The organism is Burkholderia seminalis DSM 23518, assembly GCF_902832885.1.
Lineage (GTDB): Bacteria > Pseudomonadota > Gammaproteobacteria > Burkholderiales > Burkholderiaceae > Burkholderia > Burkholderia seminalis.
Window position 1 is genome coordinate 118,825 of record NZ_CADFDK010000006.1, and the last position, 14,309, is coordinate 133,133.

13 protein-coding genes are annotated in these 14,309 nt (G+C 67.7%); 6 read left to right on the top strand and 7 right to left on the bottom strand.

What is annotated here, in order from left to right:
* Window positions 1–231 precede the first annotated feature (231 nt).
* Window positions 232–723, top strand: coding sequence for a peptidoglycan-associated lipoprotein Pal (pal, locus tag HWX00_RS19955; protein WP_034191351.1), 492 nt, complete (start codon window positions 232–234; stop codon window positions 721–723).
* Between the two features lie 147 nt (window positions 724–870).
* Here the strand turns inward: pal and HWX00_RS19960 are convergent, their stop codons facing one another.
* Entirely contained in the window at window positions 871–1,482 is a 612-nt protein-coding gene (locus HWX00_RS19960; RefSeq protein ID WP_226193947.1) for a hypothetical protein, read from the bottom strand.
* A 65-nt stretch (window positions 1,483–1,547) separates the two neighbouring features.
* Between HWX00_RS19960 and HWX00_RS19965 the strand changes: the two genes are divergently transcribed.
* On the top strand, window positions 1,548–1,706 hold the full coding sequence (locus HWX00_RS19965; protein ID WP_167361899.1) for a hypothetical protein: 159 nt from the start codon (window positions 1,548–1,550) through the stop codon (window positions 1,704–1,706).
* A gap of 85 nt (window positions 1,707–1,791) precedes the next feature.
* On the opposite strand, the gene HWX00_RS19970 is transcribed toward HWX00_RS19965, so the two are convergent.
* From HWX00_RS19970 to HWX00_RS19980, 3 genes are read right to left on the bottom strand one after another with little or no spacing between them, the layout of a single operon-like run.
* On the bottom strand, window positions 1,792–3,051 hold the full coding sequence (locus tag HWX00_RS19970) for a cytochrome c (RefSeq protein WP_175868132.1): 1,260 nt from the start codon (window positions 3,049–3,051) through the stop codon (window positions 1,792–1,794).
* On the bottom strand, window positions 3,048–3,752 hold the full coding sequence (locus HWX00_RS19975; RefSeq protein ID WP_175027794.1) for a (2Fe-2S)-binding protein: 705 nt from the start codon (window positions 3,750–3,752) through the stop codon (window positions 3,048–3,050). Before HWX00_RS19975 ends, HWX00_RS19970 begins: the two co-directional genes overlap by 4 nt.
* On the bottom strand, window positions 3,749–6,628 hold the full coding sequence (locus HWX00_RS19980; protein WP_175027795.1) for a xanthine dehydrogenase family protein molybdopterin-binding subunit: 2,880 nt from the start codon (window positions 6,626–6,628) through the stop codon (window positions 3,749–3,751). Before HWX00_RS19980 ends, HWX00_RS19975 begins: the two co-directional genes overlap by 4 nt.
* Window positions 6,629–7,098: 470 nt before the next feature.
* Between HWX00_RS19980 and HWX00_RS19985 the strand changes: the two genes are divergently transcribed.
* Entirely contained in the window at window positions 7,099–8,646 is a 1,548-nt protein-coding gene (locus HWX00_RS19985; RefSeq protein WP_175027796.1) for a sensor domain-containing diguanylate cyclase, read from the top strand.
* Window positions 8,647–8,893: 247 nt separating this feature from the next.
* Window positions 8,894–9,169, top strand: a complete 276-nt coding sequence (locus tag HWX00_RS19990; RefSeq protein ID WP_034191344.1) for a hypothetical protein — start codon at window positions 8,894–8,896, stop codon at window positions 9,167–9,169.
* A gap of 208 nt (window positions 9,170–9,377) precedes the next feature.
* On the opposite strand, the gene HWX00_RS19995 is transcribed toward HWX00_RS19990, so the two are convergent.
* On the bottom strand, window positions 9,378–10,433 hold the full coding sequence (locus HWX00_RS19995; protein ID WP_034191343.1) for an aldo/keto reductase: 1,056 nt from the start codon (window positions 10,431–10,433) through the stop codon (window positions 9,378–9,380).
* Between the two features lie 80 nt (window positions 10,434–10,513).
* The gene (locus HWX00_RS20000) at window positions 10,514–11,095 is read right to left on the bottom strand and encodes a flavodoxin family protein (protein WP_034191342.1); all 582 of its coding nucleotides are present in this window, start codon (window positions 11,093–11,095) and stop codon (window positions 10,514–10,516) included.
* Between the two features lie 118 nt (window positions 11,096–11,213).
* Between HWX00_RS20000 and HWX00_RS20005 the strand changes: the two genes are divergently transcribed.
* Window positions 11,214–12,119 carry a LysR family transcriptional regulator gene (locus tag HWX00_RS20005; protein ID WP_034191341.1) on the top strand — a complete coding sequence of 302 codons (906 nt, stop codon included), beginning with the start codon at window positions 11,214–11,216 and terminating at the stop codon, window positions 12,117–12,119.
* A gap of 77 nt (window positions 12,120–12,196) precedes the next feature.
* Window positions 12,197–13,231 (top strand): succinylglutamate desuccinylase/aspartoacylase family protein, encoded by a 1,035-nt coding sequence (locus HWX00_RS20010; RefSeq protein WP_034191340.1) that lies wholly within the window; start codon window positions 12,197–12,199, stop codon window positions 13,229–13,231.
* A gap of 117 nt (window positions 13,232–13,348) precedes the next feature.
* Here the strand turns inward: HWX00_RS20010 and HWX00_RS20015 are convergent, their stop codons facing one another.
* The gene (locus HWX00_RS20015) at window positions 13,349–14,287 is read right to left on the bottom strand and encodes a PLP-dependent cysteine synthase family protein (protein ID WP_069704744.1); all 939 of its coding nucleotides are present in this window, start codon (window positions 14,285–14,287) and stop codon (window positions 13,349–13,351) included.
* Window positions 14,288–14,309: the final 22 nt, after the last annotated feature.

The following is a 14,309-nucleotide window of genomic DNA, read 5'->3' on the forward strand; positions in this document are numbered from 1 at the left end:
TGCGCAAAAAATGCGAAGAAACTGGTCACGATGTGACATTTTTCCTAATCTGTTTGCAGCGACGCCGTATTTCGGCGTTCCGGCCGCAACACTCTTTCATCTGGCGCACCACCGGCTTACGAACCTGCATCACGTCGACGAAGCCGACCCTTTCGCGCCATGGCGGCCGGACAGCTGCGTGCAGCCCGCACGCGCCGCGCTTTCAACGCAGTCAACCGCTGGAGACGAACGATGAGCAAAATGAACCGATTTGCGGTCCTGTCAATTTTCGTACTGCTGGCGGGTTGCCACAACGCGGCGAAAACGCCCGAGAATGCCGGCGCGGCGCCCACGCCTTCGAGCGAAGCCGTCGCGACGGTGTCTGCCGACGAGCTCGACAATCCGAACGGCCCGCTTGCCAAGCGCAGCATCTACTTCGATTTCGACCAGTACACCGTGAAGCCCGAGTTCCAGTCGCTGCTGCAGGCGCACGCCGACTACCTGCGCAGCCATCCCGCGCGCCGCGTGCTGATCCAGGGCAACACCGACGAACGCGGCACGTCCGAATACAACCTCGCGCTCGGCCAGCGCCGGTCGCAGGCCGTGTTCAGCGCGCTCCAGACGCTCGGCGTCCCGGCCACGCAACTCGAGGCCGTCAGCCTCGGCAAGGAAAAGCCGGTCGCGCTCGGTCACGACGAGGATGCGTGGGCGCAGAACCGCCGCGCCGATCTCGTCTATCGTTGATCCGTTGATCCACCGCCGCGCGGGCGGCATTCGTGCCAAGGGAAGGCAACGCAGGCCGCCGGCCGCAGTCGCGGCCGCGCGGTGCCGTCCGGCTTGCCCGGCTCATGCGCGTCACCGCGCAGGCGCCCGTCGCGCGGCACGTCGCCTTCAACGCCGCCGTTCGAGCCGCCGGTGCAGCCAGTGCGACATCACCGCGGACGTCACGATCGCATCGAGCGTCGCGATCGCGTTGATGTCGCCCACCTTGTCGGCCTTGATCATCCAGGCCACGAGCAGGACATAACCGATCATCGCGCCGGCGCCCACGATCGTGCCCAGCAGCACGAACCAGCGCCGCCGGACCTGTGGGCCGATCGCGCCCATGATGCCGCCGGTCGCCATCGCCGGCAGGAAGTAGCCGAACACGAACGACGCGAAGAAAATCAGCGGCACCATGCCGGCGCTGATTGTCAGCACGTGCCATGACGGGCCGTCGATCAGCGACCATGCGATCAGCATCACCGCCGGCCAGACGAGCGACGCGACCAGCGGGCCGCCGATGGCAAACGACAGACAGCCGAGTACGGCACGGCGGGACAGGCGCGAGGAATGGCGCGGCGGGCGCTCGACGGTAGCACTCATGGTTCTTGTAGTCGGAATCGGAATGGCGGCGTGCCGGAGTGTACCAAGGCGACGCCCGCCGCCGTCGATCCGGCCGCTTCGCGCACGGCGATAGGCAAAAACCATGGAATAAACGCCCCGCCCGACGCGTTTCGTCATCGCGCAGACGCGCGGTTCATGCGAACCGGCCTGTCCGGAGGCCTGCGCGCTGCAAGGAGATCGCGATGAAATCGGCAACCTTGGCCGCGATGCTGATCGCGGCGCTGATGCTTGTCCTGTCGGCGGGATGTACGTCGTCGGGCAGCGGCGTGTCGCAAGGACCCGGCATGAGCCGCTATGGCGGCTCGGGAGGAAGCGGAGGCGGCGGCGGCGGCGGTTACTGAAACGCCGCCGGAAAAGGGGCGGGGCATCGCGCGCGAGCGCCGGAAACCGGCTGCCTCGCGCACGATGCCCCGCCCCGGGCACGACTTAACGCATCGCCTTCACGTCGGCCGGCGTGACGCTCGCGGGCTGGCCGCCCCACGTCGCGCGCAGGTAGTTCGCGAGCTGCGCGAGCTCGTCGTCGCTGAGCGTACGCGCGAAGCCCGGCATCGCCTGCAGGTTTTCGAAGCCGGCGAACTTCTGCTCGTCGATGCCGTCGAGCATCGCGACCAGCAGGTTGCGCGGATCGCCCTGGCGCACCGTCGAGTTGCCGTTCATCGGCACCGCGACGTGCGGCTTGCCTTCGCCGTTGAAGCCGTGGCACCCCGCGCAGACCGCCAGATACACCGAGCGGCCCGCCGCAAGCTGCACGGCATCGGCGGACACCGGCTTCACCGGTTGCGGCGCAGGCGGCGTATCGCCGAGCAGGTACACCGACAGCGCGCGCAGGTCGTCCTTCGTCATGTATTGCGTGCTCAGGTGCACGACCGGATACATCTCGCCGAACGCCGAGCCTTGCGGCGCGATGCCGACGCCGAAGAACGTCTGCAGGTCGGTGCCCGTCCAGCCGCGCGCGGCGAGGCCGGCCGGCGTGATGTCGGGCGCGGCCACGCGGCCGAGCGCCGCGCCGGCGAACGGCTTCGCACCGTCGAGCTGGCCCGTGAACGCACGCGGCGTATGGCATTCCGCGCAGTGGCCGAGCGCGCCCGCGAGATAGCGGCCGCGCTGCCAGTCGGCGGATTGCCCGACCGACGCGTCCGGCAGGCTGTCCTTCAGGAACACCATGTCCCAGAAGACCATGCCGAAGCGCAGGTTGTACGGGAACTTCAGGTCGTGCGCGCGATTTTCCTGCGCGACGGGCTTGACCGTCATCAGGTACGCGTACATCGCATCGGCGTCGGCGCGCGTGAGCTGCCGGTACGACGTGTACGGCATCGACGGATACAGGCGCTTGCCGGGCGCCTTGCCGTCGTGCAGCGCGGCGTAGAAATCGTCCGCGCTCCAGCTGCCGATCCCGTGATCCTTGTCGGGCGTGATGTTCGAGCCGTAGAACGTGCCGAACGGCGATTCGAGCGCCGCGCCGCCGGCGAACGGCGCGCCGTCCTTCGCGGTGTGGCACGCCGCGCAGTCGGCGGCCTTGACGAGATAGCGGCCGCGCGCGACCTGGTCGGCGCCGGGCGCGCCGGTAGCCGCGCTCGGGACCGGCGTGTCGTGGCCGCCGCACGCCGCGAGCAGCAGCGCGCAGGCCGCCGCGAGCGCGGGCAGGCCCGCGGCCCGCGCGACACGAAAAGCGAATGTGCGTTTCATGCGGCGTCCTTCACGAGTCCCGGCGTCGTCAGCACCACGTCCTTGACGGCTTCGTAGTAACGGACATAGCCCGTGCAGCGGCAGATGTGCGCGTCGAGCGCCTCGGTGATCGTGCGCTCGACGTCGGCCTTCGCGATCGGCTCGCGCTTCAGGCGTTCGATCAGCACGGTCGCCGCGTTGACGAAGCCCGGCGTGCAGTAGCCGCACTGGAAGCTGAAGTGCTCCAGGAATTTCTGCTGGATCGGCGACAGCTCGACCACTTCGCCGGCTTCGTTGCGCTTCGCGTGGCCTTCGATCGTGCGGATCGAACGGCCGTGGAAGAAGTGCGCGCCGGTGATGCAGGTGCGCATCTCCTCGCTGCTGCCGTCCGGCTTGTCGACGATCACGACGCATGCGTGGCAAATGCCCTGCCCGCAGCCGAGCCGCGAACCGGTCAGACCCGCGTACTCGTGCAGGAACTCGATCATCATCAGCCCTTCCGGCACCTGCATCGGGCCGACGGACTTGCCGTTGATATTGACCGACAGCGGCTTCTGCTGGAACCGGACGAGCGGCCGCTCGACGGCGGCCGGTGCCGAGGCCGGCACAGCCGGCGCGGCGGTAACGGATGCCGGTGCGACCGAAGCCGCGGCCGGTGCGGAAGCGCCGGTCGCAGCCGCGCCGGCGCTCGCGGCCGAAGCCGCGGTTTGGGCGGTCGTCATGCGAGCACCTCCTGAATCTTTTGCGGGGTCACCGGCAGGTCGGTGAAACGATGGCCGATCGCGTGCGCGATGCCGTTCACGATCGCGCCGACGACGGGAATCATCACCACTTCCGCGACGCCCTTCGGCGGATCGGTCTCGGACAGCGGCGGCAGCACGTCGCCCGTTTGCGTCCACACGGCGACGTCCGACGCGCGCGGCAACCGATAGCGGTTGAAGTTCCACGTGCCGTTGCCGGGACCGTCCTCGTAGAGCGGCAGGTACTCGTGCAGCGCATGGCCGATGCCCATCGCGAGGCCGCCCTGCAACTGGCCCGACACGAGCTGCGGCGAGATCTGGTTGCCGCATTCCATGATCGAGTGGTGCGTGAGCAGCTCGACCTTGCCGGTCGCTTCATGCACGGCCAGCTCGACGAGCGTGCCGACCGCCGTGTAGTGCGTGACGGCCGCGTTGTTGCGGCTCGTCGGCGGGATGAACACGCGCTTGCGGTCCAGCACGCGATAACCGTTCGCCGTCGGCGCCAGCGTGCCGTGCATCGCGGTCGCGCCGGCCGGCGCGGCGGTACCCGGCACCGGGCCGCTGTCGGCGCCCGTCTTCGGCGCGCCGACACGCAGCGACAGCCCGTCGATCGGCAGACGTTCAACCGTGCCGCCCACTTCGAACTCGGCATCGGTCCACTGCCAGCGGTTGAACACGTGCACGACGGCGCCGGTCGGCAGGCCGAGCGCATGCGCCTGCTTCGCGAGCTGTTCGAACGTCAGCGGCTCGAGGCCGTCGGCGGTCAGCTTGCCGTCGACCCAGCGCGCGTCCTCGATACGAATCGTGTACGGCGCGGCCTGGCCGCCGCCGAGGCCGCGCGTCCAGATCGACATCGCGGCCGGCCACAGGCCGTAGCGGAACACCGCACGTGCGGCTTCGCGCGTGCTGTGCGTGAAGTAGTAGGCCGAGTTCGTCGCGCTCGATGGCGACGCGTAGCCCGGCGACCAGCGCGGGTTCGCGCTCAGGCGATCCTGGTCGGCCTGCGACATCAGGTACGGATCGCCGCTCGTCTCGACCGGCAGGTCCGGCCATTCGATCACGGCCACACGCACGTCCGTCGCCGGACGACCGAGCCATTTCGCGACCGCGACGGCCTGCGACGTCGACATCCCGGTGCCGATCTCGGCCGCCGTGTGCTGCAGCGACACCTTGCCGTTCTCGTCGAACTCGACCTTCGCGAACGACGCTTCCGCGCCCGTGCCGAAATCCTTCTGCACGCATGCGAAGCCGACGCCGTAGCGCTGGCCCGGGTGCGCCGCCTCGAATTCGGCCTTGCGCGCGACGCGACGCGTCCACAGCGGATGCTGCCTCGCGCGCTCCAGCACCTCGTCGACGCGCAGCGCGCCGGCGGGAATCGCCCCCTGCGTGTTCTTCATCCCCGAACGCAGCGCGTTGCGCAGACGAAAATCGATCGGATCGATGTTCAGCTGCGCGGCGATCTCGTCGACGGCCATCTCGGTCGCGGCCATGCTCTGCAGCGTGCCGTAGCCGCGTGCGGAGCCGGCGTCGATCGCGCGCGACGCGATCGCGACGGCGGCGAGGTCGCTCTTCGGGAAGTAGTAGATCGATTGCGCGGCCGTGGCGCCGACCATCGCGACCGACGGCGAGAAGTTCGAGCGCCCGCCGCCGTTCGCCTCGAAGTCGCCCTTGAACGACTGCAGCAGGCCCGTGTTGCGGTCGACCGCGATCCGGTAGCGCATCTTGAACGCGTGACGCTTCAGCGACGTCTGGAACTGCTCGTAGCGATCGTTCGCGAAACGCACCGGACGCCCGTCCGCGTACAGCGCGCAGACAAGGCCGTAGAACGGCACGTTGAAGTGATCCTTCGAGCCGTAGCCGACCGTGTAGCACGGATGCACGAACAGCTTCTTCACCGGGAAGCGGCATTTCGCGACCATCGCGGCCGCGTTCTCCGACACTTCGAGCGGCGACTGCGTCGGCACGACGAGGTGCAGCGCCTGCGTCGCGGCGTCGTACCAGCAGTTCGCGTTGTCGGGTTCGAGCGCGGCCGTGTCGACCGACTGCGTGTTGTATTCGCGCTCGAACACGAGCCAGTCGGCCGACGGATGGTCGAGCTCGCCGGCGATCTGCCCGGCCAGGAACATGCCCTGCTCGTCGAGCTTGCCGTGCTCCTTGCCGTCCGGCCACACCGGCAGGTGCTTGCGCATCATGCTCGGGAAGATCGGCGCGTCCTTCAGGCTCGAATAGACATCGTCGTCATAGGCCGTCTTGCCGCCCACGCGCACGTAGCGGAAGGTCCCCCACGGGTCGCGCTCGAGCGGGCCCGTGACCGCGCCGTAGCGGATCACGTCGTCGCGGAACTTGAGCGCGTTCTTCGCGAAACGGAAGCGCGCGAAGTCGTGATAGATGAGGATCGCGACCGCATGACCGAGGTACGCGGGCGTCTTGCCGGCCGGCAACAGCATGTCGTCGCCGTAGAACGCCGGGAACGCGACGCCGTCGCGCGCGAGATCGTCGGCCGTGACCACGCGGTCCGGCTTCAGGTCGTCGCCGAGCAGCGACAGGTCGAAACCTTCGTACGTGCGGTCGGCCTGCGTGACGCGCAGGATCAGCGCATGCGACTGCTGCTGCGGCCAGTGCGGCATGTCGGCGGCGCGCACGTCGCGGGCGAACACTTTCGCGCCCGTGACCTTCGCGATGCCGTCGATGCGGAATTGGGGGATGCCGGTGACGCTATCCCATTTGACAGGGGTGAGGAGTTTTTCTTCGAAGAGCGCCGCGAATGCGCGGCTGCCGAGGGGCGCGACATACACCGCGACGCCCGCCAGCACGCTGGCTTTCAGAAAACCCCGCCGTGACAGGCCGTGGTTTTTCATTGGGGGGAACCTCCTGATGCGGCTCGGACGGCGATCGGGTGTCGCGACGTTCGGAGCGGCGCGCATTCTGGCATTGTTTTAGATATATCGCCTATAGTATTTCCCGCATGAAATACTTATTGAATTTCTTATAACGGGATTCAGCCGGGCTGTGGCGGGCGGTCGCGGCGCACATTCGTCCGCGTCGACCGCGGGTTCGCTCCGGCCCCGGCCATCCTGACGGCATGCGGCATGCATGCGCGATGCATCGTTCCGCTCGCAGTGATGCGGCCCGCGCGCCGGCGAATGCGCAAGACTTTCGCAGGCAGCGCTGACGCCCCACCTCCGACGCGGTGCGCGGTGCTGCCGGCCGGCCCGCATCGCGCATTTTTCATGGTAATGTCGTGCGCATCCGGCACCGGCCGGTGCTTCCGCCACGTGCCGTGCGGGCACCGCCAGCCATCGCGACATCGTGTCGAGGTAAAAAGACCATGGCAGTCAGGACATCCCTCCTGAACTCCGTTCTCGCCACTCCTCCCTCCGGCAACCACCGCGTGACGGCCGCGCTGCGCCCGTCGATGCTCGTGACGTTGTTCGAGGACGTGCGCCCGATGGCGCTGTCCGGGCTCGCGAGCAGCTTCGTCGCGGCCGTCGCCCTGCTTCGGCTGCAGCAGCTCTGGTGCGTCGCCTGGCTCGTCGCCGACTTCGGCCTGCTCATCGCGCGGCTCGCGATCGCACGCGCGTACGCCGTGCGGCGCGATGCCGGCGACGACCGCGCCGAATACTGGGCGATGCGCTACGCGCCCGTCTCGCTCGTCGCGTGCTTCGTGCTCGGCCTCGGCGTGATGGGCTGCGTGCAGGCCGTCGACGTCGAGCTCGGCACGCTGTCGGTGATGGTCGCCGGCGGCGTGTTCGGCGGGATCGCGTCGCGCAATTCGGCGCTGCCGCGGCTCGCGATGACGCAGGTCACGCTCGGCGTGCTGCCGATCGGCGTCGGCGCCCTGCTCGCCCACCGGTCGGGCGCCTGGCTGCTGGTGCCGCCGCTCGTGATCTACCTCGCCGCGATGCGCACGGTCGTCCAGCGACACTACCGCGTGCTCGTCGCGCTGATCGCCGCACGCCAGCGCAACGCCGAACTCGTCGCGCGCTTCGACGCCGCGCTCACCTATATGCCGCACGGCCTGTGCATGATCGACGGCGACAGCCGCGTGATCGTCGCGAACCGGCGCACCGCGCAGCTGTTCGGATCGCCGCGCGAGATCATGCTCGATGCGCCGTTGCCCGACGTCGTTGCCGCGCTCGGCGCGAACGCCGTGGCCGATTCCGGCGCCGGCCTCGCCGCGCAGTGCAACGCGTGGCTGCGCCGCGCCGAACCGGAGCCGTTCGACATCGCGCTGGCCGATGGCCGCCAGCTCGAACTGACGCGCCATCGCGTGCCGGACGGCAATGCGGTGATCATCGTGGAGGATGTCACCGCGCGCCGCCGGACCGAACAACATATCCGCCACCTCGCGCGGCACGATGCGCTGACGGGTTTGCCGAACCGCCACGAACTGCATGCGGAGCTCACGCGGCGGCTCGCACGCCGGCCGCGCCTGCCGGGCCCTGCCTTCGCCGTCATGTATCTCGATCTCGACGGCTTCAAGGCGATCAACGACCGCTTCGGCCACCAGGCCGGCGACGAAGTGCTCACGCAGGTCGCCGAGCGGCTCGGCAAGACGCTGCCGCCCGGCGAGCTCGCGGCGCGCATCGGCGGCGACGAGTTCATCGTCGCGATCGACGACACGACGATGCAGGCGTGCTCGGTCCTCGCCGCGCGCATCATCCGGCAGGTCTCGGCGCCGTACGCGCTGTCGATCGGCGAGACCGTCTGCATCGGCATCAGCATCGGCATCGCGCTCGACGACGGGCACGGCTCGCCCGACGAACTGATCCGGCAGGCCGACAGCGCGCTGTACGACGCGAAGTCCGCCGGCAAGGGCATCTACTGCTTCTACTCGAGCGGCAGCCGCCGCGTGGTGCCGGCCGCCGCGAGCTGACCGGGCAGCGCCTCACCGTTCTTTCCCTGCCCGTCGTATCGTCCCGATGAGTCAATTCCGAAACGCATGACGGGTTCGCGCGTGACATCGCGCATTCGCGTGTCACGTGACATGTTCCGTAACATCGCCGCTTGCCGCGCATCACGTTGACGGCAGAAGCCGGCACGTTCGACGCAGTGCAAGGCTTTTCATGGTTGGCACCCTTATTGCTCCCTGTCAGGGAAACAGGTTGTCAGGGAGACCCAACATGAATACCGTCGAAGTCCTCAGCCGCAGCGAAACCATCGACGAACTGGATGTGATCGACGGCGCATCGCTGATCCGCCGACTCGTGTCCGAGCGCCGCATGCCGGCCGCGCGCGAAGCCGCCTGCGTCGACAATCCGCCGCTGACGCTGTACGGCGCGTTTCGCCAGGGCATCGCCGATCACGGCACGCGACGCGCGAATCCGTATCGCGCCGGCAGCCGTTTCTGGGCACTGTGGGAAGAAGGACGTCTCGAAGCTGAAACATCGGGCCGGTAAGCCGGTCGCCCGCGCCGGCCCCTGTCGCGACAAGGGACCGGCGCGAAATTCGATGCCCGGATGCAGCCCGCCACGCGCCGCATGCGTTCAACGCTGCAACATCCGCGCGATCTCGCGTTGCCGTTCTCGTCGATCGAAATGAACCTGTCGCGGTTGACGAAGCAACGAGGTCGCTTCGCCCGCTCGAACGCCCGCGAGGCGTGCCGGCTTATTTCGACGCGACGCCCGTAAAAGGCCGCGGCACCCTGCCCGCGTCCTGACGATCGATCATCCAGCCCGGATAGGCGGGCGGCAACGCACTCACGGCGTCCAGGCCGGCCAGTTCATCCTCGGTCAGGACGACGTCGACCGCGCCGAGATTGTCTTCGAGCTGCTCGATCCGTTTGGCGCCGACGATGACGCTCGTGACATGCGGCTTCGCCAGCAACCAGGCCAGCGCGATCCGCGCGACCGAGACCCCGTGCGCGTCGGCGATCGAGCGCATCGCGGCGACGCACGGCCACGCGCGCTCGAGGTCGACCGGCGGAAAGTCGAAATGACTGCGTCGCGAGCCGTCCTCGGCGGACGCACCGGGACCGAACTTCCCCGACAGCAATCCACCGGCAAGCGGCGACCAGACCAGCAACCCCATCTGCTCGTCGATCGCGAGCGGCACCAGTTCGCGCTCCACGTCGCGTCCGGCGATGGAATAGTAGGCCTGCAGCGTCTCGAAGCGCGTCGCATGGAGCCCCTGGCTCAGGCCGAGCGCCTTGCCGATTTTTCCCGCGCGCCAGTTGGAGACACCGACATGGCGAACCAGTCCCTGGCGCGTCAGATCGTCGAGCGCGCGCAACGTCTCCTCGACCGGCGTGACGGAATCGCTGGCGTGTATCTGGTAAAGATCGATGTGGTCGACCTGGAGGCGTTCCAGGCTGCGCTGCACGGCGTCCATGATGTGGCCGCGCGACGCGCCCTGGTCGTTGGGCTTCGGGCTCATCGCGCCGGCCGTCTTGGTCGCCAGCACGATCTCGTTGCGCGGGACGCCGATGTCCCGCAGCGCCTGTCCGACGAGGCGTTCGGACTGGCCGAACGAGTAGACGTCGGCGGTATCGATGAAGTTGATTCCCGCGTCCAGCCCGCGGGCAATCAGCCGGGTCGCGTCGCGTTGATCCAGTGCGCCGATCGCCGCCCACATGCCGGCATCCGCATTGCCGCCCAGCGTCATCGTGCCGAGACACAGCTCCGAGACATACAGGCCGGTGCGGCCCAGTCGCTTGTATTTCATGGTTGTTTTCCTTCAGGATCGGCTGAAAAACGCGGTGGCGTCCTGCCGGACGCACCGCGCATGCAAGGACTTCGGATGACTCAGCGCTGCCCGGTCCGAAACCGTCCGGCGATCGTCGCGACGCGCGCGCCGTAGCGGCGGGCGGTCTCGAGATCCCCCGGCGACATCTCGTCGGGCGACGCGTCGGCCGGCGTCTGCGCCATCGGCGCGATATAGGAGCCCATGCGGTTCAGGTCGTCACGTGCCGATGCCTTCAGGTTCGCCGGCTTGATGTCCATGCTCACCCAGATGCCGCCGTGCTGCCCGGCCAGCAGAACGAAGTATTCGAGCGTATTGAGCTTGTCGCCGTTGATGCTCGCGCTGTTGGTGAAGCCGCCGAAAATCTTGTCGCGCCACGCGCCGTCGAACCAGGCCTTCGACGACGCATCGGCGAACTTCTTGAACTGCCAGCTGGGGCCGCCCATGTAGGTCGGCGAGCCGAACAGGATCGCGTCGGCACCGGCCAGCGTGTCCCACGCGTCCTCCGCGATGTTGCCGTCGGCGTCGATCGCGACGAGTACGGCGCCGGCGCCCTCGGCGACCGCCGCGGCCAGCCGTCGAGTATGGCCATAGCCGGAGTGGTAGACCACGGCCGTCCTGGCCGGAGAAACGTGTTGCGTCATGGTGGTGCCCTTCCATCGAGGTCGTCGTCGGGTGACGACGTCGGAAAGCACTCTACTGAGTCGCAACTGAGTTATAAATGATGGCCGATTGAACGTTCTGTTACTCCGTGAGTGAACAATGCAAAACCTCGATGCGCTGTTGATCTTTGCGCGTGTCGCCGAAATGACGAGCTTCACGCGGGCGGCCGAAAGTCTCGGCATCCAGAAAGGCCGTGTCTCGATGGTGATCCGTCAACTCGAGCGCGACGTCGGCGTGGCGCTGCTGCATCGAACCACGCGCAGCGTGCAGCTGACCGACGACGGCCGCGCGTTCTATTCGCGCGCACGGGACCTGCTGGCCGACGTCCAGGAGCTGCAATCGATGTTCGCCGCCGACGGCGCCCGCCTGCGGGGAAGGTTGCGCGTCGACATGCCGACCGAGCTGGCGCGCAGCGTCGTGGTTCCCGCGCTCCCGCAACTGATGGCGGCACACCCGGAGCTGGAACTGGAGCTGTCGAGCACCGATCGGCGCGTCGATCTCGTGCAGGAAGGATTCGATTGCGTGATCCGCCTGGGTCCGATCGTCGACGAAACGCTGATCGCCCGTCCGTTGGGCCGGCTGCGCATGATCAATGCGGCAAGTCCCGGTTATCTGGCGCGGTATGGCGTACCGCATACGCTCGACGACCTGCTCCGCGACGGCCACCGGATGGTCCAGTACTCGCTGACGCTCGGCGCCCGGCATGCCGGCTGGGAATATCCGAGCGGCGACGGTTATGCGACGCTTGCGCTGCCGAGCGCGATGCAGGTCAACAACGTGCAGACCTATCATGCGGCCGGGCTTGCCGGCATCGGGTTGATCCAGGCCGGTTATTCAGGGGTCGCGACTCACGTCGCCAGCGGCGCGCTGGTGGAAGTGCTGCCCGACCTGCGGCCGGAACCGCTCGCCGCGTCGCTCGTCGTGGCCCATCGGCGCAATCTGTCGCCGCGCGTCCGGGCGTTCATGGATTGGATCGAACGGGTACTGGCGCCGTATTTCGATTGAGGGCACGTGGAGGTTCGGCGCGGCACACCGCCGTTTCCCGATAAGATGGCAGATTCCGTTCATCGAACGAAGCTGCCATGACCGCCTCCTCTTCACACCGCAATCCCATTCACTGCGAAATCGATCTCGACGCGCAAGGCAAGCACGCGGGCTACCTGCGGCTGCCGCATTCCGTGCACCGCTCGGCATACGGCTGGCTGCCGATCCCGATCGCGTCGATCCGCAACGGCGACGGCCCGGTCGCGCTCGTGATGGCCGGCAACCACGGCGATGAATACGAAGGCCAGATCATCGTGTCGCAACTGATGCGCGAGATCGAACCCGAGATGGTGAGCGGGCAACTGATCCTGCTGCCGATGGCGAATTTCCCGGCGGCCGATGCCGGCCTGCGCGTGTCGCCGCTCGACGAAGGCAACCTGAACCGCAGCTTCCCCGGCGACCCGACCGGCACGCCGACGCAGATGATCGCCCATTACATCGAGCATGCGCTGCTGTCGCGCGCGCAGTACCTGGTCGACCTGCATTCGGGCGGCAGCTCGCTGCTGTACCAGGGCGGCAACATGCTCGCGATCGATCCGCTCGACGCCGACGAGGCCGCGAAGCTCAACGGGCTGCTGGTCGCGTTCGGGTTGCAGAATGCGCTGCTGCATGCGCCGAATCCCGTGCATTCGGCGTCGGCCGCGCGCCGGCAAGGCGCGATCTCGATCGTGACCGAACTCGGCGGCGCCGGCATGGCCGATCCGTCGCTGATCCGGCTCGGCCGCCACGGGCTGCTGCATTACCTCGGTTATATCGGCCTGCTGCACGGCGCGCTCGTGCCCGACGCGCCGCCGACCGTCACGCGCTTCATGCGTGTCGACGGCGATCGTCATTTCGTCTATGCGTACGAGCGCGGGCTGTATGAGCCGCTCGTCGAACTCGGCGACCAGGTGAAGGCCGGGCAGCCGGCGGCATGGGTGCATTTCCCCGATACGCCGTTGCGCGAACCCGTGCTGCACCGGTTCAAGGGCGATGGCGAGGTGGTGTGCAAGCGCGTGCCCGCGCAGGTGCAGCGGGGGGATTGCATGTTTCAGCTGGCGGAGTTGTCGACGCCGCCGCGTGTCGTCGAGTGATCGACGCGACGGGCGCACGGGGAAGTCGCGGATACCGGATGGCCTGCCCGCGACCCGCGCCGCGAATGCGGGCGGTTGCCGCCCGGTGCAAAACGATGCGGCGCCGATGCATGGCCGTCAGGCGAGCGTTTGCGCGAACGACTTCAGGTACTTCATGCCCGTGTCGCACATGATCGTCACGATCGTGGCGTCCGGGCCGAGCCGTTCGGCAACGCGCAATGCGCCGGTTACGTTGGCGCCGGTCGACGTACCGCAGAACAGCCCCTCCTCGGCCGCCAGCCGGAACGCCATCGCTTTCGCGTCCTCCGTGGACACCCGCTCGAGTTCGTCGGCGATGCCGTCGCGCCAAAGCGGCACGACATAACCCGCGCCGATCCCGTCGATCTTGTGCGCCCCGGTCGCCCCGCCCGACAGCACCGCGGATTCGGCCGGCTCCACGCCGGCGATCCGAATGCGTGCATCGTGTTCGCGCAAGCGCCGCGAAATCCCGCGCAGCGACGCAGCCGTACCGACACTCTGGACGAAGCCGTCGAGACGCCCGCCGGTCTGTTCCCAGATCTCGTCGGCCATCTTCGTATAGGCATTGAGCTGATCGGTATTTTCCATCTGCGCAGTGATGTATGCGCCCGTCTCGCCGGCAATTCGATGCGCTTCGCGAATCATGTCCTTCGTCAACTTCTCGGTTTGCCTGCCGTTGTCGCTGGGAACGAGCGTCAGCTTCGCGCCGAGCAGACGCATGTGATCCAGTTTCTCCCTCGAGAACGCGTCCGATGACACCAGATGGAGCGGATGCCGCTTGACGGCGCACACCAGCGCAAGCGATACGCCCGTGCTGCCGCCGGTGTATTCGACCACCGCACCGCCGGGCTTCAAGCGCCCATCGCGTTCGGGCGCTTCGATCATCTCGAGCGCGATCCGGTCCTTCATGCTGCCGGTCGGATTCTGACTTTCCAGCTTGACGAAAAGGCGCGCGCCGTTCTTTGGAACAACGTTGCGCAACGGGACGAGTGACGTGTTGCCAATCGTGTCGAGGAGATTGCTCGGCGTCGATTTCATGGTGACCTCTGAAAGAAGCGAA